Here is a 17939-nt window from a genome sequence, read left to right on the forward strand (position 1 = left end):
CCCCCTCGCCGCAACGCTACCCTATCTCGCCATCGCGCCGCCCGTGATGAGTTAACAGCATACGCTCCCAACGGTTTCACCATCGTCCGTTCGCTGGTTATGACCGAACCTGATACGGTCGTAACAGCGACGCGGGAACGCGCCGCGTCCTACCGGCCGGCGGTCCGCCGTTGGCCGCACATCCCTGGAGGTAACCCATGTCATCGATCCTGATGGTGCTGAGCGCGGCCCGCACCTGGAGCCAGCGGGACGGGAGCCAGCGCCCGACCGGGTTCTGGGCCGAGGAGTTCGTGGTGCCGCACCGCCTGCTCACCGAGGCGGGGGTGGACGTGACCATCGCCACCCCGGGTGGTCGGACCCCCGTGGTCGACCAGGTCAGCCTGGAGCTCTCGGTGAACGGCGGGGACGAGGCGAAGGTCGCCGACTTCCGCGCGTACCTGGAGCAGTCCGCGGGCCTGCTGGAGTCACCCGTACGTCTGGAGGACGTCGACCCGGCGGACTACGACGGCGTGCTGACCCCCGGCGGCCACGGCCCGATGCAGGACCTGGCGGTCAACCCGGACATCGCCCGGGTGCTGGCGGCCCTGCTGCCCGACCCGACCAAGGTGGTGGCCTCGCTCTGCCACGGCCAGGCCAGCTTCCTCGCGGCCGGTGACCCGGACGGCGCCTGGCTGTTCAAGGGGCGCCGGATGACCTCCTTCACCGACGACGAGGAGCGGCAGGTTGGTCTGGCCGACAACGCACCCTGGCTGCTGGAGGAACGGCTGCGTGGGGCCGGTGCCGAGTTCGAGTCCGGTCCCGCCTGGGGCTCGTACGTGGTGGTCGACGGCAACCTGGTGACCGGGCAGAACCCGGAGTCCGGGCGGGCGACGGCCGAGGCGATCTTGAAGGAGCTCGCCGCCCGGCGTTAGGAAGGGCCCCTTCCTACACAAAAAGCGATAACAAGGGGCCCTTCCTTCGGTGGGTCAGCGTGAGGTGTCGGGCAGGGCCTGCAAGACCGGTTGGGTGGAGCGTTCGCTCTCCAGGTCCACCACCTGCTGCTCGTGGTGGATGTCGACCCGACCCCGGCCGAACGCGTCGATCCTGCCCCACCGACCCGGTATGTCCAGGAGTTCGACCCGGCCCATGCCCTGTGGCAGGGCCGGGTCGACCACCAGGTGCTCGTCGTGCGGTTCGAGGCCGAGCATCGTACGGAGCAGCAGCATCGGAGTGCCGGTCGACCACGCCTGCGGGCTGCACGCCGTCGGGTACTGGACCGGGTACTTGGTCAACGCCCGGTCGTACCCGGCGAACGCCTCCGGCAGCCGGCCCCGGAAGTACTGCGACGCGTCGATGATCGCCTCGGCGATCCGGCCGGACTCCTCGTCGAAGCCGTACCGGCGCAGCCCCCAGGCGATGAACGAGTTGTCGAACGGCCAGACCGTGCCGACGTGGTAACCGACCGGGTTGTACCGCCCCTCCCCCTCGGCCAGTGTGCGCACCCCCCAGCCGGAGAAGAGCCGGGGGCCGAGCAGGTGCGCGGCGATCCGGCCGGCCCGCTCCTCGTCGACGATCCCGCTCCAGAGCAGGTGCCCGATGTTGGACGAGAGCGCGTCGACCTTTCCGCCGTCGGCGTCCAGGGCAAGCGCGTAGTACTCACCGTCCTCGACCCAGAAGTCCTGGTTGAACCGGCGTTTCAGGTCCGCCGCCTCCTGCTCCAGCCGGTCGGCGAAAGTGGGGTCGTGCCAGACCCGCCGGGCCAGCCGCGCCCCGCGCATCTTCGCGTCGTAGGCGTAGCCCTGTAGCTCGCAGGTCGCCCGGGGAAACTCCGGCAACCGGCCGTCCCGGTACGAGATCGCGTCGAACGAGTCCTTCCAGCACTGGTTCTCCAGGCCGTTGCGCCTGTTGCGCCGCTCGTACCAGATGTAACCGTTGCCCATGATGTCGCCGTACGTGTCGATCCAGCGCAGCGCGGCCCGCGCCTCCTGCTCCAACCGCCGGACCAGCTCCACGTCACCGGTCCACCGCTCGTACTCGTCGAGCAGGATGACAAAGAGCGGGGTCGAGTCGGCCGCGCCGAAGTACGGCGAGTGTGGCTGGTCCTCGAAGGCGGCGGACTCCCCGTACCGCAGCTCGTGCAGGATCTTGCCCGGCTCCTCGTCCCGGAAGTCGTCCAGCTTGCTGCCCTGCTTCATGGCGAGGATCTGCAACGTCGGCGCGGCCAGCTCCGGGGTGAACGGCAGTGACTGGAGGCAGGTGAAGATGCTGTCCCGGCCGAACAGGGTCATGAACCAGGGCAGGCCGGCGGTGGGCACCCTCGCCTCGAACGAGAGCGGGGTGTAACGCAGGGCCGCGAGGTCGGCCAGACTCCGGTCGTAGGTGTCGCCGAGCGGCTCGCAGTCGCAGGCCAGCTTCGGCGCCCGAGCCACCCACTCGGCCAGGTCCTTCTGCATCTCCTTCTTGATCCGACTGGGCGCGTTGATCAGGCCGAGCCGCAGGTCCCGCCCGCCGGCGCCCTCCACCATGGTCTCGACGTGCAGCCGGGTGGTCCACTCCGCGTGCGCCTCGATCCGGATCCGGTAGGTCAGGCCGTGCTCGTCGACCTCGGCCGGCACGGTGGAGGAGATTACGGTCTCCCGGCGGAAGGTGTCCCGCCGGTAGCTGAGACGCAGCCTCCCGTCCTCGACAAACGCCTGGGCCGCGCCGACCTTCTCCTGTACGTCCTTGATCTCGAACAGGTCGGCGAAGTCGCAGCCGGCCTCGATCCGCACGTTCAGCTCGACCGGCTCGCCCTGGTGGTTCAGGACTGTGAGCTGTTCGTCGAAGCTGCCGCCGATGGTGCGCTGGCGGATCACCGAGACCTTCGCGTCGACGTAGTGCGTCGGCTCACCGGGGACGAGGAAGAACCGGGTCTCGTAGTACTGGAGGTCGTCGATCGACAGCGCGTTGAGCCGTTGGCCGTCGATGCTCAGCTCCCAGCGGGAAAGGAACCGGGTGTCGAACGAGAACAGCCCGGTGGGGAACGTCGGCGACGGGTCGATGTCGCCCCGGGAATCGCTGACCAGGAAGGTGTTGCCGTCGAGGATGCTGACCAGATCCGTCATTTGCCCCGCCTCTCGCGGACCATCTCGCGCGGGTCGTGGGCGCCGGGCGGACCGGGCAGGAGCCGCTGGAAGTAGTGGAACAGGATGAGGTTGCCCTCGACCGTGATCTCGTTGCGCAGCAACGCCGCGATCGGATTCGCGTCGCCGGTGGTCACCCTGTCGAAGAACCGCAGCTCGGTGCTGATCACGCAGTCGGCCGGGCGCTCTCCCCGGCTGGCGCTGATGTTCCCCTCGCTCATCACCAGCACCCAGTGGTCGGTCCCGTCACGGTGCCCGAGGTCGAACCGGACGGTGCCCCTGACCTTGGTCAACATCGGGTCGGGCCCGCGGTGGCCGAGCCCGTCGAAGAACTCGGTGGTCGGATCTGCCATCGGTCCCCCTCTTCCCAACTGCGCGGGTGGTCACTTCTCCGGAGCGTCGCGCACGTCGCGGTGGTCGGGCATCGTCCGGGAGGGGTGAGGTTGCGCCGGCCCCGTCGCAGTCGTCCCCCGTGCCACTCCCGCCACGCGACCCTCGGGCCGGCGCCGGGTCGTACCGGGCGGTTACGCTCCGACAACCCGAGGTGCGGAGGGGACATGGAGGTGTGGAGGGGGACATGACCGTCGAGGTGGACCGGGACCGGGTGCTGGCCTACCGGGTGTACGCGACCCAACTCGCCCGTACCGACCTGCCGCCGGGCGAACTCGCGGTGCTCGACCTCGGCGTGCAGGACACCCCGTACGGTTCGGCCCGACTGGCACTGGCCAACCGCACCACCGCGGCGCTGGACGACGACTCGCTCGCCCTGGTCTGGGCGGCCCGGGGCGCCCCACACCTGCACCGCCGGGGCGACCTGCCCGCGCTCACCGCCGCGCTCTGGCCGCTGGGTGACGCCGACGCCGGTCGCCGGATCGCGAGCAGAGCCAGGTCAAGGGAGCCGCCGCGCTCGGGCTGGCCGCCTTCCGGGCCGCCGCCGACGCCTTCCGGACCGTGCTGCGTGCCCCGATGCCGAAGGGCGAGGTGAGCGGTGCGGTCAGCGCGCTCGTCCCGGCCGAGGTGACGTACGCCTGCTCCGCCTGCGCGGCGACCCACATCTCCGGTTCGCTGTTCCAGCAGGCCGGCCTGGCCGGTGGCGTACGACTCGAACCCACCGGCTCGGTCACCATGCTGGCGCCGATCGCCGACCGGCCCGCCGTGCCCGAGCAGGCGTCCGGCACCTCCGCCCTGGTCCGGACCTACCTTCGGCTGCTGGGGCCGGCGACATTGGTCGAAACCGCCGCCTGGCTCGGCACCTCCTCGCGCGAACTGCGCCGGGTCTGGCCGGAGGACCTGGCCGAGGTCCGCCTGGACGGCCGCGTCGTGTACCTGCCGCCGGAGAACCTGCCCGACCTGCTCGCCGTGGCGCCACCCCGGCTGGTCCGGCTGCTACCGCCCGGTGACCCCTACCTCCAGGCACGGGACCGGAACCTGCTGGTGCCGGAGAGGAGTCGGCACGCGCAGGTGTGGCGGATCATCGGCAACCCCGGTGCGCTGCTGGTCGACGGCGAGATCCTCGGCACCTGGCGGGCCCGGCTCGCCGGGCGGAGACGACTGGAGGTCGCGGTCCTCCCGTTCGGCGCTCTTCCCGGCCGGGTCCGCGCGGCGATCGAGGCCGAGGCCGAGCACCTGGCCGCCGCGCGGGGCGTCCCGGACGTACGGGTGACCGTCGAGGAGTGAGCTGAGAGGAGTGAGCTGAGAGGAGTGAGCCGAGCCGGGCAGAAGGTCCGGCCGACCACGCCGACGTGACCGCGCCGACTCCCGGTGGAGAAATCGGCGCGGTCACGGCCTGTCGTCTCGTGCTTCGCCCGCCACCGGTCCGGCGACGAGCGGGGCGGTTCAGTTGTTCGGGTCGTCGGCGCTGATGTCGGCCAGCACCGACTGCGGTTCGCGCTCGACCGCCAGGTCGCCGATCGAGACCAGCCCGATCAACCGTCCCTCTTCGATCACCGGCAGTCGCCGTACGCCATACGTCCGCATCAGGTCGGCCGCGGCCACCGCGTCGTCGTACTGGGTGACCGTGACGACATCCTGGGTGAGGATCTGACTGAGCGTCGCGGTTGTCACGTCCAGCCCGTCCGCCACCCCACGTACCGTGATGTCCCGGTCCGTGACGATGCCGATCACCGCGTCCCCGTTGGTCACGATCACGTCGCCAATGGCGCTGTCCCGCATCTCCTGGGCCGCGGCCGTGAGCGTGTCGGTGCCGTCCATGGTCACCAACCGGGTAGTCATGAACTCTCCGACGGTCGTCATGGCGCTCCTCTCTCTGTCGGCGGTTGCCGTCTACCCGCACCCGTCGAGAGGTAACGAAGGCCGCCCCGCCGGTTCCCGACCGGCGGGGCGAACCTGCCCGATGGCCGAGCGCGACCGCGACACGCCGCTCAGCGCCGAGCGCGACCGCGACACGCCGCTCAGCGGCCGAGCGCGACCGCGACACGCCGCTCAGCGGCCGAGCGCGACCGCGACACGCCGCTCAGCGGCCGAGCGCGACCGCAGATCAATGCTCGAGGCGACCGCGACGCGCCGCTCAGTGCTCGAGCGTGACCACGCGCCGCTCGGTGGCCGAGACCAGTGCCGCCTCGATCACCCGCAGCCCCTGCACCGACCCGGACGGGTCGACCGGGAAGTCACCCCGACCGAGCAGCGCCTCCCGTACCTCGGCGTAGAACCGCTCATACTGGCCGACCTCGGTCGGGACGGTCTCGACGGTGTCGTTGACCCCCAACACCCCCGCGTGCTCGGCCGGCTCCACGCCCCAGCCTGGGTCACCGGGCCGCTTTCCGTCGAGCACCTGCGGCTCCTGCACGTCCAGGCCGTACTTGGTGAACGTGGCCTGGTCGCCGAGCACCCGGAAGCGCGGGTTGCGGGTGCCGGCCAGCGCCGACGCCCAGAGGTGCGTCCGCACCCCGTTGACGTGGGACAACGCGACGAAGGTGTCGTCGTCCACCACCACCCCGGGCCGCCGCCGGTCCATCTCCGCGTAGACCTCGGCCACCGGGCCGAACAGTTGCAGCGCCTGGTCGACGATGTGCGCGCCGAGGTCGTAGAGCAGCCCACCGGCCTCCGCCGGATCGCCGAACTCGCGCCAGTTCTCCTTCGGCTTCGGCACCCAGCGGTCGTACCGGGACTCGAAGCGGTAGACGTTGCCCAGGCGCCCGGACGCCAGCACCTTCCGTACGGTCAGGAAGTCCGAGTCGAGCCGACGGTTCTGGAAGACGGTCAGGCCGACACCGGCGGCCGTCGCCGCGTCCACCACCCGCTGCGCCTCCGCCGCCGTCGGGGCGAACGGCTTGTCGACCACCACCGGCAGGCCCAACTCGATGGCGCGCAGGGCGAGTGGCACGTGGGTCCGGTTCGGCGTACTGACCACCACGAGGTCCAGCGAGTCGGCTGCGGCGAACAGGTCGTCGGCGGTCGGCACCACCCGCGCCTGCGGGTAACCCGCCCGCGCCTGCCCGGCCCGGTCCGGGTCGCCGGTGACGATCACGGCAACCGACATGCCCGGCGTCGCCGCCACCAGCGGTGCGTGGAAACGGTGTCCACCGATGCCATATCCAAGGATGCCGACGCGCAGGTCAGCGCTCTTTTCCGTACTCATGAGCGGTATTAAACGCGCCCCACCCCGAGGCGAAGGAAGGGCCCCTTGTTATCGCTTTTTGTATAGGAAGGGGCCCTTCCTAACTCTTCGGAGGTTGTTGGGTGGTCAGCCGGGCGGGTCGGGCGTCAGGCGGAGGGGGGCAGGCCGTAGAGGCGGCGGATGGTGAGCCGCAGGACGAGTCGCCGCTCGGCCACCATCGCCCGACGGTAGTCGTCCCAGTCCGGGTGCTCGCCGCGCAACGCCCGGTAGACGGTGACCAGTTCCTCGACGGTGGCGTCGTCCGGCTCGGCCGCCGTCGGGGAGAGCTCGGCGTCGGCCTCGACCACGACGTACGCCCAACCGTCGGCCGAACTGACGCTGAGGCTCGCCCTCGGGTCCCGGCGGAGGTTGGCGGTCTTGGCCCGGTCCTCGGCCACGGAGACCCGGAGCAGGTTCCGCTCCCGGTCCAGGTGGTAAACCACGTTGGACAACTGTGGTCGGCCGTCCCGTTTGATCGTCGCCAGTACTCCGACCGTCCGGCCGGCCAACAGTTCGAACAGCGGCCCGTCCAACCGGTCGCCCGCCATGCGCTCCTCCAGAATGGTCGAGGTCAGAATGGTCGAGGTCAGAATGGTCGCGGTGGGTCGGTCCGGGCGGTTCAGGCCGCCGAGCCGGTACGGGCGAGCAGTTCGGCGATCTGCACCGCGTTGAGCGCCGCGCCCTTGCGCAGGTTGTCGTTCGAGCAGAAGAGGGCGAGCCCGTGCTCGACCGTCTCGTCCGCCCGGATCCGACCCACGTAGCTCGGGTCCCGGCCAGCCGCCCGCAGCGGGGTCGGCACCTCCTCCAGCGCCACACCCGGCGCTGCGGCCAGCAACTCGGTCGCGCGACGCGGGCTGATCGGGTTGGCGAAGCGGGCGTTGATCTGCAGCGAGTGCCCGGTGAAGACCGGTACCCGGACGCAGGTCCCGGAGACCCGCAGCTCCGGAATGCCGAGGATCTTACGGCTCTCGTTGCGCAGCTTCTGCTCCTCGTCGGTCTCGGCGGAGCCGTCGTCGACGATCGAGCCGGCGAGCGGGAGCACGTTGAACGCGATCGGCTGGCTGAACTGACGCGGGGCCGGGTAGTCCACCGCAGCGCCGTCGAAGGTCAGTCCGGTGGCGTGCTCGGCGACCTTGCGCACCTGCTCGTCGAGCTCGGCGACGCCGGCCAGGCCGGCACCGGAGACCGCCTGGTAGGTGGCGACGACCATGCTGACCAGCCCGGCCTCCTCGTGCAACGGGCGCAGCACCGGCATGGCGGCCATGGTGGTGCAGTTCGGGTTGGCGATGATGCCCTTCGGGCGGTTGGCGGCGGCCTCCGGATTGACCTCGGCCACCACCAGCGGTACGTCGGGGTCCATCCGCCAGGCCGACGAGTTGTCGATCACCACGGCGCCGGCCTCCGCCACCTTCGGAGCGAGTACGCGCGACGTCCCCTTACCGGCGGAGAAGAGCACGATGTCCAGACCCCGGTAGTCGGCGGTCTCCGCGTCCTCGACCGTCACGTCGGTGTCCCGCCAGCGCAGCGGCCGACCGGCCGACCGGGACGAGGCGAACAACCGCACCTGCTCCGCCGGGAACTCCCGCTCGGCCAACACCTGCCGCATGACCCCACCGACCTGGCCGGTGGCGCCCACAATGCCAATCCTCATGCCTGCGAGGCTACCCAGACGATCGACCGGACCACGAGTCAGTTCCCACCGGCGCCCCCGGGAGCGACCGGTCCCACCGGCGTCCCAGGCGCGGCCGGCGAGACCGGGACCTCCGGTGGAACCGCCGCCAACGCCGGTGGAACCGCCGCCAACGGTGGAACCGCCGCCACGGGCGGGACCGGTGCCCCCGGTGAGACCGACACCTCCGGTGGGACCGAGGCCAGCGGTGGGACCGGCACCTCGGGTGGGGCGGCGGCCGGCAGGCCGGTACGGGTCGACAAGCCGGCGAGCCGACGCCGTACCCAGACCACGGGCCGGACCCGCTCCAGCGGCAGGAAACCGCTCATCGCCACCTGGTGTGGCATGAACGAGATGGTGATCGCCGACCAGGTGACCGCGTGGAAGAAATAGAAGAAGGCGATCATGGCGTACCGGGCCCGACCGCGTAGGACGAACACCAGCGGGCTGGCCAGCTCGAACGCCATGATCCCGAACTGGGCGAGGACGAGCAGGTTCGGCACGTCGAGCAGCCACTCGCTGACGAACGTACCGCGCCGGATCACCGCCCGGGCCAGGGTGGCGCCGGTCAGCCAGTCGAGCCCGCCGTACCGCAGCTTCGCCCAGGCGGCCAGGAAGTAGGTCGCGATGACCGCGAGCTGAGTGACCCGCAGGGCCCATCCGGCCTTGGCGCTGGCGGTCGGGTCGCCGTGCCGGGCCCGGCCGATCGTCGGCAGCACGGCCAGAGCCACCAGGATGCCGAACCGGTCGTGGTCGACCTTGCCGTAGCTGAACGCGATGACCAGCCACTCGAAGTAGAGGGCGAGCACGGTCCAGCCGAGCAGCCGGGGAGCCCGCCCGGTCGCGGCGGCCAGGGTCGCCGCCAGCAGCAGCCAGAACAGCGCCGTGACCAGGGTCGCGTTCGGCGTCGGCAGGGGCAGCACCCGGCCGACCAGCAACGGCGCGTACAGGTCACCGGAGACGGCGGTCCGGCTCCGGATCCACCCGGTGAAGAAGACGATGTCCGCGGCCACCAAGAGATAGATCACCGTACGGAACGCCGCCGCCCGGCCCAGCGGCACCGGTACGGTGAGCCAGTCACCCACCCGCCTCACCGGGACACCTGCCAGTCGACGACGGTCTCGTCCGTGTCGACCCCGTTCGGCCGTCCGTCGGTCATCCCGTGTCGACGGATCACGATGGAGACCGTGGTCAGCGGCGGGCGGTCCGGGTTGCGCCGGTGGTAGGCGTCGACCACCAGGCGCAGCCGCGCCGGATCCGCTGTGAACCGGCTGAGCTGGCCCTCGATCTCCGCCCGCCGGATGCCGGTCTCCCGTTCGGTCAGCACGAGTCTGCCTCCCGCCGCGTCGCCGGCCAGCACCAGCGCCTCGGCCACCGGCGCGTCGAGCCGGTCGGTGGTCGCGTACATCCGGAACGGGCCGAACGGGAAGTGGTCGTCCGAGCCGACCAGGGTCCCGGCCAGCAGCAGGCCCGAACCGACCAGGGTCACCACCACCCGGACCAGACGACCGCGAGCGGTCAGCGATTCCATTCGCCGCACGATACGGCCGAGCGCGAAAAAGATCACGTTCCGCGACCGCATGTCTCGTCCGCGCCCCCGTACCCGAATTCCCCCATAACCGCCCTGCCGACCGCTCTGACCTGCGCGGACAGCTAGCCTGGATCTCCGTGACCGAGGAGCGACCGGCGGGGTCGACGACCGGGGAGCCGCCCGAGCGTACGGCGGCCGACCTGCGTCGGAGACGGATCGGCGCGATGGCGTTGTGGGTCGTCGCCTTCGTGCTCGGCTGGCTGCTGGTCGGGTTGCCGACCGATCCGGTCTACGCGTTCTTCTGGCTCTGGACGGCGACCGTCGCCTGGCGCAGTCACCTGCCGTGGCGGCAGCACCTGACCTTCGCCCGGGACTGGCTGCCGGTGGTCGTCCTGCTCGCCATCTACAACATCTCGCGCGGGTTCGCCGACGACTACTTCGCGCCGCACGTCACCGAACTGATCCAGGCCGACGAGTGGATGTTCGGCTGGGCGACCGGCGGGCAGGTCCCGACGATCTGGTTGCAGCGGAACCTGCTCCACCCCGACGTCCGCTGGTACGACGTCCTCGCCAGTTTTGTGTACTTCTCCCATTTCGTCGCCGCGCTCACCGCGGCGGTGGTGCTCTGGCTGGTCTCCCGGCCGCGCTGGGCCGCGTTCATGCGCCGCTGGTTCGCGCTCAGCCTGGCCGGTCTGGTCACCTACTTCGTGTATCCCGCCGCCCCGCCGTGGTGGGCCTCGGTGCACGGCTTCCTCCCGGTCGAGGTGGCCCGGACCTCCAACCGGGGCTGGCAGGAGTTCGGGCTGCACGGGGCCGGCAACACGCTCAACGTGCTCCAGCTCGCCTCGAACCCGGTGGCCGCGATGCCGTCCCTGCACACCGCGTTCGCGCTCTTCGTGGTGCTCTTCTTCCTGCCGACGGTCAGACGCCGGTGGTGGCCGGTGCTGCTGGCGTACCCGCTGGCGATGACGTTCACGCTGGTCTACACCGGTGAGCACTACGTGATCGACGTGCTCGTCGGCTGGGCCTACGTGGCGGCGGTGTTCCTGCTGGTGGGGGCGGGCGAACGCTGGTGGGCGGCACGCCGGGCCGGCACCGCCGACAGAGCCCGCGAAGACGGGACCGGCGAAGACGGGACCGGGGCCGGCCAGCGGATTCGCTGACCGGCCCGGCGGCGGTGTTACGGCGGCGGTACGGCGACGGCTCAGCGCGCGGCGTCCACCACCTCGCCGAGCCCGGTCGCCACGATCTCGTCCCGGATCGTCGCCGCGTCACCCTCCACCACCAGGGTCAGGCTCTCCGGGCGCAGGTACGTCGCGGCGGCCGTGGAGACCTCCGCCTCGGTCGCGGCGAGCAGCCGGGTGCGCAGCGTGGCGTGGTAGTCGTCGGGCAGCCCGTACAGCACCAGGGTGCCGAGCGCACCGACGATCGCCCGGGGCGACTGCAACTCCACCGAGAGCTGGCCGGCGCGCCAGGACCGGGCCACCGCCAGCTCCGCCTCGGTCACGCCCTCCCCCTGGGTACGGGTGATTTCGCCGATCGCGTCGACCAGTGCCGGCGCGGTCACCGCGGTCTGCACGTTGCTGGCGACGACAAACCGGCCGAAGCGCCGGGAGAGGCCGAAGTCGGCCCGGATGCCGTAGGTGTACCCGCGCACCTCGCGGAGCAGGTGGTTCAGCCGGGAGGTGAAGGCACCACCGAGCACCGTGCCGACCAGGGTCATCGGCACGTAGTCGGGGTGCGCGCGGTGTGGCGCGGTGTGCCCGATCCGGAGGGTCGACTGCACCGAGCCGGGCCGGTCCACCACGATGATCCGCCGCTGGCCACCGGGCGGGAGGTCGAGCGGCGGGTCGGCCGGCGGCGCCCCGCCGACGGCTCCGGCGAACGCCGCCGCGCCGAGCGCGTCGAGGTCGATCCGGTCCAGGTCACCCGCGACCAGCAGGGTGCCGGTACGGGTCAGCCACTCGCCGTGGAACGCGCTCACGTCGTCCACACCGATCGCCGCCACCGACTCGGGGTCGCCGTCCAACGGCCGGCCCTGCCTCCGGTCGGCACCGAACAGGTCGGCCCGGAAGGCGGCGTCGGCCCGGGGGCCGGGGTTGGCCCAGTACATCCGGAGCGCGGTCACCTCGTCGTCGCGTACCCGGTTGATGTCGGCCGGGTCGAACCTGGGCGTCCGGACGGCCTCGGCCATCAGTTCCACGGCGGCCAGCAGCCGGCGCACCGGCACCTGGACCCCGGCCTGGAAGGCGTCCCAGTCGCTACCGACGCTCAGCTCGGTGCCGAGCCCCTCCAGCGCCAGCGCGTACGCGGTCGAGTCCCGACGCGCGGTCCCCTCCTCCAGCGCCTTCGCCAGCACGCCGCCGAGCCCCTCGCGACCGAGCGGCTCCCGCCCGGCGCCCGCGTCGATCAGCAGCGTGGCCGCCGCCAGGTTGTGGCCGGGCAGGTGGGCGGCGACCACCTCACCGCCGGCCACCGCACGCCGGACCACCCGGGGGAACCGGTACGGCCGGGGTTCGCCCGTCGCCGGACGGTCAACGATCAGCGTCATGCGCTCTCCTCGGGCAGGTAGGTCAGGGTCACCCGGTCCGACGGGCGCAGCACCTCGGCGGCCACCTCGGCCAACTGGTCCGCGCCGACCGCCAACCAGTTCGGTAGCCGGTCCGCCGCCCTGGCCGGGTCGCCGAACTGGGTGGCGTACCGGCCGAGGGTGTCGGCGCGGCCGTCGACCGTCGACAGCGAACGCCACCAGTCGGTGGTGAGCAGGGCGCGGGCGCGGTCCAGCTCCTGACCGGTCACGCCGCCGTCGGCCAGCTCGTCCACCACCTCGGTCAGCCCGGCGGTCAACTCGTCGGCGCTCACCCCCGGTCGGGCGGTGGCGGTGATGATCAGTGGCGCGGGGGCGTGCGCCAGGTCCACCCCGTACGAGCCGATGTTGTCCGGCTGGGCCAACCGGGCGCCGTCGGCGAGCCGCTGGTAGAGCCGGCTGCCCCGGCCGCTGCCGAGCAGGGTGCCGAGCACGGTCACCGCGTCGTACTCCGGGGTGCCGAACGGGTAGGTCCGGTGGGCCAGGTAGACCCTCGGCGCCGGCACCTCGGCGTGCACGGTCTCGCTGGCCGGTACGCCGGTCGACGGCACCACCAGTCCGTCCGGCGCGGGCGGGATGTCGGGGCGCGGGGCGAGCCGGCCGAAGTACTTCTCGGCCAGCGCGAAGACCTCGCCGGGCGAGGTGTCGCCGACCACGGTCAGCACCGCGTTGTTCGGCGCGTAGTAGGTGACGTGGAAGTTCTGGAAGGTGGCCAGGTCGGCGGCGTTCAGGTCGGCCATCGAGCCGATCGTCGAGTGGTGGTACGGATGCCCCGGCGGGTAGAGCAACGGCAGCAGGCGCAGCCAGGCGTCCCCGTACGGGACGTTCTCGTACCGCTGCCGCCGCTCGTTCTTCACCACCTCGCGCTGGTTGTCCAGCGTCTCCTGGGTGAGCGCCGGCACCAGGCCGCCCATCCGGTCGGCTTCCAGCCAGAGCACCAGTTCCAGGTGTTCGGCCGGCACGGTGTTGAAGTAGTTGGTCCGGTCCGGGTTGGTGGTCGCGTTGAGCGAGCCGCCGGAGCCCTGGATCAGCTTCATGTGCTCGGTCTTGGCCACGTTGACCGAGCCCTCGAACATCAGGTGCTCGAACAGGTGGGCGAAGCCGGTCTGGCCGTCGGGCTCGTGCCGCGACCCGACGTCGTACCAGAGGTTGACCGCGACCACGGGGGCACTGCGGTCCTCACTGACGACCACGCGCAGGCCGTTGTCCAGGCGCGTGGTCTCGATCGGCCAGGGGTAACCGGTCTCGGGCATGGGCACGACGCTATCCGATCCGACCACCACCACGGCACAGGTGGCGCCACGCGGCGCCGCACCTGTGTAAGGAAGGGCCCCTTGTTAACGCTATGCGTTAACAAGGGGCCCTTCCTTACCGCCGAACGGGGGAAACGGGGGTCCCCTTCGGGGGAACCTGGCGACGACGGCCACCGCCGTAGGGCGTGGCAGATCTACTGGGGTACGGATCGGGCGCGCCGACACCGGTCGCCGGGTGGAGCGCCACCGGCACCGGACGTACGCGCGCCGGTCGGTCACGTCCGCTGCCGGTCGAACCCGAAGGTGGTCTCGAATGCCCGCGCACCGACACGTTCGCCCGCACCGGGATCCCGACACCGGTCGGCGCCCCGCCACCCACCGGCTACCCCGGTCCGCCCGGCAGGTACGCATGATCAGGATCGGCACCATGCTGGTCGCCGGTGTCGCGGCCGGGGTGCTGGTCGCCGCTGCGGCCTTTCCCGCGCTGGCGGTCACCGGGCTGGCGGCCAAGGCCGGGATGGAGGCGTTCGAGAGCCTTCCGGTGGAACTCCGGGTGGCCGAGGCACCGCAGGCGAGCCGGGTCTTCGCCCGCGACGGGCGCACCCCGCTCGCCGTCTTCTTCGACGAGAACCGCCAGGACGTGCCGCTGGCCGACGTCGCCCCGGCCATGCGCGACGCCATCGTCGCCGCCGAGGACCACAGCTTCCACCGGCACAAGGGCATCGACCTGCGCGGTTTCCTGCGGGCCCTGGTCGCCAACACCGTCGGCGCGCAGCAGGGCGCCTCGACGCTGACCATGCAACTGGTACGGATGTCCGCCACGTACTCGGCGGCCGATCCCGAGACGGTGATCGCGGCGAGCGAGCACACCAAGGAGCGGAAGCTGCGGGAGATGCGGATGGCCTCGGTGCTGGAGGCGCACCTGGGCAAGGACGAGATCCTCCAGCGCTACCTGAACCTGGCCCCGTTTGGCCACGGCACCTACGGCGTCTCGGCGGCCAGCCGGTTCTACTTCGGCAAACGCCCCCGGGAGTTGACCGTGCCGGAAGCGGCGGTGCTGGCGGGACTGGTGAAGTCGCCGAGCTTCTACGACCCGCTGGACCGGACCGGCCCCGGGGCGACGCGGGCGCTCGACCGGCGCGACTGGGTGATCGGCCAGATGGTGGAGACCGGGGCGATCGACGCGGCGGAGGCGGACGCGGCGCGGGCCGTACCGCTGTCGGTGCAGGGGCGGGTGCCGGCGAACGGTTGTGCCGTCACCGGCAAGCGGCACTGGGGCTTCTTCTGCGACTACCTCTACCGCTGGTGGCTCGGGCAGGAGACGTTCGGCGCCACCGAGTACGACCGGGAGCGGCGGCTGCGCGGTGGCGGATACCGGATCGTCAGCAGTCTGGACGCCGAGACGCAGGAGGCAGCGCACCACAACATCGAACGGGAACTGCCGACCGGGGCGCCCCAGGCGCTGATGCTGGCGGCGGTCGAGCCCGGGACCGGGCGGGTACGCGCGCTCGCCACCAACCGCACCTTCGCCCTGGACGATCCGGCCAAGCCGACCAACGGACCGGCGACCGACCCGGCCCGGGCCGCCAACGGTGCCCGGGGCACCTATCCCCTTACCACCAATCCGCTGCTCACCGGTGGCGGGGACGTCCACGGTTACCAGGCCGGCTCCACCTTCAAGATCTTCACTGTGGTGGCCGCCCTGGAACAGGGCATCCCGCTGTCCCACTCGATCGACGCCCGGCAGCGCTACGAGTCGTCGTACACGGTCGAGCCGGGCAGTCCGGCGGCCTGCCCCGGCAGCGACCGCTACTGCCCGCGCAACTACGAGGAGGAGATGGCCGGTCGGCACGACATGTGGACCGCGCTCGGGGCCTCGGTGAACACCTACTTCGTACCGCTGGTCGAACGGGTGGGGGCGGCGAACGCGGTGGACGTGGCCCGGCGACTCGGGATCGGCTTCCGGGCCCCGGCCGACGCGGCGCTCGCCGACGACCGGAAGTCGGCCGACCGCTGGGGGGCGTTCACCCTCGGCGTCTCGGCGACCACACCCTTGGACCTGGCCAACGCGTACGCCACCCTGGCCGCCGGTGGACGGCACTGCGTACCGACACCGGTGCAGGAGATCAGGGACCGGTCCGGCGGCCGGCTCGACGCCGTACGCCCACGCTGTGACCAGGCGGTCCGGCCGGAGGTCGCGTACGCGGCCATCGACGCGGCCCGGTGCCCGGTCGGCGACCGGTCCACCGCAGACCGGTGCCGGGAGTCGACGGCGGGTGACACGCGGCGCCTGGTCGGGCATCCGGTCGCGGGCAAGAGCGGAACCACCGACGGCCGCCGGACCGCCTCCCTGGTGGTAACCACGACCTCGCTCACCGTCGCCGGCATCCTGGCCGATCCGGACTGGCCGGAGGGAACCGTCGAGATGCCCCGCGAGGTGGTCAACCCCGCGGTCGGCCAGACGCTCGCGGCGGCAATGCGCGAGCAGCCCGAACGGGACTTCCCGAGGGCGTCGGCGGAGCTGATGGGGTTTCCGGTCCGGGGAGAGTCGCCGCCGGACCGCTGACCGGGCCTGGGGAGGTCGCCCGAGAATGCCGCCCACGACCGACGTCGTGGGCGGCACGGACGACACCGTCGGCACGGACAAGACCGTCGGCGGCACGGACGAAACGGTGCAAAAAAATTACGCCGCCCACGGCTGTTGCCATGGGCGGCGCGGGTGTCGGTGTGCAGGTCGCCTCTCGGCGAGTGGCACGACGCGGCTCCAGCCGAACGGTATTCCGCGAGGGCTATTAGGTGAGGCCCGGGGACACTGGTCACACCGACAGTCATCACAACGACCCAACCCCGGTCGGGATTCCGGCTGACACTGTGGTCCATGTCACCATGTGTCGCACCGACGGGGGTACGTCCGCACGCGTCCCCCGGCCGGCGCGTTTGCCCGAGCCCGTACCGGGTAGCTGGGCTTGCGTGACCGACGACCAGCTTCGTCCCGACCTCGACGACCTGCTCGACGACCTCTACGACGGGCAGGAGCGGGTCACCCAGGGGGAGATCCACCGGCGCGCGGTGGCGGCCGAGTTGCCGGCCGAGCTACTGACCAGGATCACCGCCATGCCCGAGGGCGAGTACGCGGTCGACGAGGCGGCCGAACTGCTCGGCGGCACCTCGGCCTGAGCACGGGCACCCCTCGGCCCCCGACGGTCAGTGCCCCGACGGTCAGTCGTCGTCCCGTTCCGGTACGGCACCGCCGTCGGCCTTGCGCTGCGCGGTCGCGTACGCCAGTTGCAGGAAGTCGGAGGCGGCCACCGAGGTCAGTGCGGTGGCCACCAGCCGGGTCAGCCGAGGGGCGAGCACCAGCCCACCGGTGAGCCCTGTGGCCACCCAGACGGCCAGGCAGAACGGGCAGCTCAGCAGTTCGCCGAGCGCGTGCCTGGTCCCGCTGCCCTGGTCACGTACCTGTTCCATCACCTCGCCGTGGCCGATCGGCCGGTCGTAGCTGGTGAACGGGGCACGCAACGGGCTGGTGATGGCGTCCTTGCTGAGCAGCCGGCTGAGCTTGTGGGTGGCGATGCCGAGCAGCACGACGTCCGAGGTCGACGGCGCCTGCGGCACCGGGGTACGGGTGACCCGCACCACGGCGGTCAGCCCGGCGATGACCCCGCCGTAGGCGCCGAGCGCGACCAGGTAACCGCCGAGCGGCCGGTGCTCGTGCGGCGCGTACGCCCGGCGCAGCCGTGCCACCCTGCCCCGTACATCCATTCGCGGTCCCCTCGCGACAATATCGATCCGGTGACAAGTTCGGCGCGGCTCAACCCGAGGTCAGGCTCAAGCCGAGGTCAGGCTCAACCCGGGGTCAGGTTCTCCGCGACCTCGCGGGCCAGGTTCACCAGCGACTCGTCGGCGAGCCGGTCGAGTCCCCGGTCCGGCTGGTCGGCCTCAAGCTCCAGCCGTACGTTGGCCCCACCGGCGTCGGTGGAGCGGACCTGGAGCCGGGCCGACCAGTTCGGCGAGCCCCTGGTCTCCCAGTGCGCCCCGAGCGCGCCGGTGACCCGGGCCGGCGTGCCGCCGTCGGTGCGCAGCGGCGCCGGGAGCCAGGCGCCGACCCGGTCCGGGTCGGTGGCGGTGTTGAAGACCACCTCCGGTGGTGCGTCCATCCCCCGCTCGGCGTGCGCGGTCATG

Annotated in this window: 18 protein-coding genes; 6 read left to right on the top strand and 12 right to left on the bottom strand. The window is 71.7% G+C overall.

Annotated features, from left to right (window positions below; all coding sequences use genetic code 11):
- Positions 1-197: 197 nt before the first annotated feature.
- Positions 198-911: a type 1 glutamine amidotransferase domain-containing protein gene (locus ACI2K4_RS25195; protein ID WP_404514687.1), complete on the top strand. Its 714-nt coding sequence runs from the start codon at positions 198-200 to the stop codon at positions 909-911.
- A 54-nt stretch (positions 912-965) separates the two neighbouring features.
- Here the strand turns inward: ACI2K4_RS25195 and ACI2K4_RS25200 are convergent, their stop codons facing one another.
- Positions 966-3083, bottom strand: coding sequence for a glycogen debranching N-terminal domain-containing protein (locus ACI2K4_RS25200; protein ID WP_404514688.1), 2118 nt, complete (start codon positions 3081-3083; stop codon positions 966-968).
- Entirely contained in the window at positions 3080-3454 is a 375-nt protein-coding gene (locus ACI2K4_RS25205; RefSeq protein ID WP_404514689.1) for an SCP2 sterol-binding domain-containing protein, read from the bottom strand. The genes ACI2K4_RS25200 and ACI2K4_RS25205 overlap by 4 nt, the downstream gene beginning before the upstream one ends.
- Before the next feature lie 224 nt (positions 3455-3678).
- Here ACI2K4_RS25205 and ACI2K4_RS25210 point away from each other — a divergent pair, with 224 nt between their 5' ends.
- Positions 3679-4086, top strand: a complete 408-nt coding sequence (locus ACI2K4_RS25210; protein WP_404514690.1) for a DNA glycosylase AlkZ-like family protein — start codon at positions 3679-3681, stop codon at positions 4084-4086.
- A complete protein-coding gene (locus ACI2K4_RS25215; RefSeq protein WP_404514786.1) occupies positions 4014-4778 on the top strand; it encodes a DNA glycosylase AlkZ-like family protein in 765 nt (254 codons plus the stop codon). The genes ACI2K4_RS25210 and ACI2K4_RS25215 overlap by 73 nt, the downstream gene beginning before the upstream one ends.
- Positions 4779-4937: 159 nt before the next feature.
- On the opposite strand, the gene ACI2K4_RS25220 is transcribed toward ACI2K4_RS25215, so the two are convergent.
- From ACI2K4_RS25220 to ACI2K4_RS25245, 6 genes are all read right to left on the bottom strand, one after another.
- The gene (locus ACI2K4_RS25220; protein ID WP_404514691.1) at positions 4938-5354 is read right to left on the bottom strand and encodes a CBS domain-containing protein; all 417 of its coding nucleotides are present in this window, start codon (positions 5352-5354) and stop codon (positions 4938-4940) included.
- 274 nt (positions 5355-5628) lie between these two features.
- Positions 5629-6699 carry a Gfo/Idh/MocA family oxidoreductase gene (locus ACI2K4_RS25225; protein ID WP_404514692.1) on the bottom strand — a complete coding sequence of 357 codons (1071 nt, stop codon included), beginning with the start codon at positions 6697-6699 and terminating at the stop codon, positions 5629-5631.
- Between the two features lie 125 nt (positions 6700-6824).
- Positions 6825-7265, bottom strand: coding sequence for a PPOX class F420-dependent oxidoreductase (locus tag ACI2K4_RS25230; protein ID WP_404514693.1), 441 nt, complete (start codon positions 7263-7265; stop codon positions 6825-6827).
- A gap of 71 nt (positions 7266-7336) precedes the next feature.
- Complete coding sequence (locus ACI2K4_RS25235) at positions 7337-8368, bottom strand: aspartate-semialdehyde dehydrogenase (RefSeq protein WP_404514695.1); 1032 nt, start codon at positions 8366-8368, stop codon at positions 7337-7339.
- A 38-nt stretch (positions 8369-8406) separates the two neighbouring features.
- Positions 8407-9480: an MFS transporter permease gene (locus ACI2K4_RS25240; protein WP_404514696.1), complete on the bottom strand. Its 1074-nt coding sequence runs from the start codon at positions 9478-9480 to the stop codon at positions 8407-8409.
- Positions 9477-9917 carry a hypothetical protein gene (locus ACI2K4_RS25245; RefSeq protein WP_404514697.1) on the bottom strand — a complete coding sequence of 147 codons (441 nt, stop codon included), beginning with the start codon at positions 9915-9917 and terminating at the stop codon, positions 9477-9479. Before ACI2K4_RS25245 ends, ACI2K4_RS25240 begins: the two co-directional genes overlap by 4 nt.
- A 224-nt stretch (positions 9918-10141) precedes the next feature.
- Between ACI2K4_RS25245 and ACI2K4_RS25250 the strand changes: the two genes are divergently transcribed.
- Positions 10142-11080, top strand: coding sequence for a phosphatase PAP2 family protein (locus ACI2K4_RS25250; protein WP_404514787.1), 939 nt, complete (start codon positions 10142-10144; stop codon positions 11078-11080).
- Positions 11081-11121: 41 nt separating this feature from the next.
- Here the strand turns inward: ACI2K4_RS25250 and ACI2K4_RS25255 are convergent, their stop codons facing one another.
- On the bottom strand, positions 11122-12468 hold the full coding sequence (locus tag ACI2K4_RS25255; protein WP_404514698.1) for a M16 family metallopeptidase: 1347 nt from the start codon (positions 12466-12468) through the stop codon (positions 11122-11124).
- Positions 12465-13757, bottom strand: coding sequence for a M16 family metallopeptidase (locus ACI2K4_RS25260; RefSeq protein ID WP_404514699.1), 1293 nt, complete (start codon positions 13755-13757; stop codon positions 12465-12467). Before ACI2K4_RS25260 ends, ACI2K4_RS25255 begins: the two co-directional genes overlap by 4 nt.
- A gap of 313 nt (positions 13758-14070) precedes the next feature.
- On the opposite strand from ACI2K4_RS25260, the gene ACI2K4_RS25265 reads away from it, so the two are divergent.
- A complete protein-coding gene (locus ACI2K4_RS25265; RefSeq protein WP_404514701.1) occupies positions 14071-16323 on the top strand; it encodes a transglycosylase domain-containing protein in 2253 nt (750 codons plus the stop codon).
- Positions 16324-16727: 404 nt separating this feature from the next.
- On the top strand, positions 16728-16934 hold the full coding sequence (locus ACI2K4_RS25270; protein WP_404514702.1) for a hypothetical protein: 207 nt from the start codon (positions 16728-16730) through the stop codon (positions 16932-16934).
- A gap of 42 nt (positions 16935-16976) precedes the next feature.
- On the opposite strand, the gene ACI2K4_RS25275 is transcribed toward ACI2K4_RS25270, so the two are convergent.
- Together ACI2K4_RS25275 and ACI2K4_RS25280 are read right to left on the bottom strand one after the other, a co-directional pair.
- Positions 16977-17519 carry a DUF1360 domain-containing protein gene (locus ACI2K4_RS25275; protein ID WP_404514703.1) on the bottom strand — a complete coding sequence of 181 codons (543 nt, stop codon included), beginning with the start codon at positions 17517-17519 and terminating at the stop codon, positions 16977-16979.
- A gap of 83 nt (positions 17520-17602) precedes the next feature.
- Entirely contained in the window at positions 17603-17938 is a 336-nt protein-coding gene (locus ACI2K4_RS25280; protein WP_404514704.1) for a hypothetical protein, read from the bottom strand.
- Position 17939 lies beyond the last annotated feature (1 nt).

The sequence above is a fragment of the Micromonospora sp. NPDC050397 genome (assembly GCF_044901685.1).
GTDB lineage: Bacteria > Actinomycetota > Actinomycetes > Mycobacteriales > Micromonosporaceae > Micromonospora_G.

Coding starts and splice junctions, on each gene's coding strand:
- ACI2K4_RS25280 (WP_404514704.1), bottom strand. CDS start 17,938: ATGACCGCGCACGCCGAGCGGGGGATGGACGCACCACCGGAGGTGGTC.
- ACI2K4_RS25195 (WP_404514687.1), top strand. CDS start 198: ATGTCATCGATCCTGATGGTGCTGAGCGCGGCCCGCACCTGGAGCCAG.
- ACI2K4_RS25260 (WP_404514699.1), bottom strand. CDS start 13,757: ATGCCCGAGACCGGTTACCCCTGGCCGATCGAGACCACGCGCCTGGAC.
- ACI2K4_RS25220 (WP_404514691.1), bottom strand. CDS start 5,354: ATGACGACCGTCGGAGAGTTCATGACTACCCGGTTGGTGACCATGGAC.
- ACI2K4_RS25250 (WP_404514787.1), top strand. CDS start 10,142: ATGGCGTTGTGGGTCGTCGCCTTCGTGCTCGGCTGGCTGCTGGTCGGG.
- ACI2K4_RS25275 (WP_404514703.1), bottom strand. CDS start 17,519: ATGGATGTACGGGGCAGGGTGGCACGGCTGCGCCGGGCGTACGCGCCG.
- ACI2K4_RS25265 (WP_404514701.1), top strand. CDS start 14,071: ATGCCCGCGCACCGACACGTTCGCCCGCACCGGGATCCCGACACCGGT.
- ACI2K4_RS25235 (WP_404514695.1), bottom strand. CDS start 8,368: ATGAGGATTGGCATTGTGGGCGCCACCGGCCAGGTCGGTGGGGTCATG.
- ACI2K4_RS25245 (WP_404514697.1), bottom strand. CDS start 9,917: ATGGAATCGCTGACCGCTCGCGGTCGTCTGGTCCGGGTGGTGGTGACC.
- ACI2K4_RS25200 (WP_404514688.1), bottom strand. CDS start 3,083: ATGACGGATCTGGTCAGCATCCTCGACGGCAACACCTTCCTGGTCAGC.
- ACI2K4_RS25255 (WP_404514698.1), bottom strand. CDS start 12,468: ATGACGCTGATCGTTGACCGTCCGGCGACGGGCGAACCCCGGCCGTAC.
- ACI2K4_RS25225 (WP_404514692.1), bottom strand. CDS start 6,699: ATGAGTACGGAAAAGAGCGCTGACCTGCGCGTCGGCATCCTTGGATAT.
- ACI2K4_RS25230 (WP_404514693.1), bottom strand. CDS start 7,265: ATGGCGGGCGACCGGTTGGACGGGCCGCTGTTCGAACTGTTGGCCGGC.
- ACI2K4_RS25210 (WP_404514690.1), top strand. CDS start 3,679: ATGACCGTCGAGGTGGACCGGGACCGGGTGCTGGCCTACCGGGTGTAC.
- ACI2K4_RS25205 (WP_404514689.1), bottom strand. CDS start 3,454: ATGGCAGATCCGACCACCGAGTTCTTCGACGGGCTCGGCCACCGCGGG.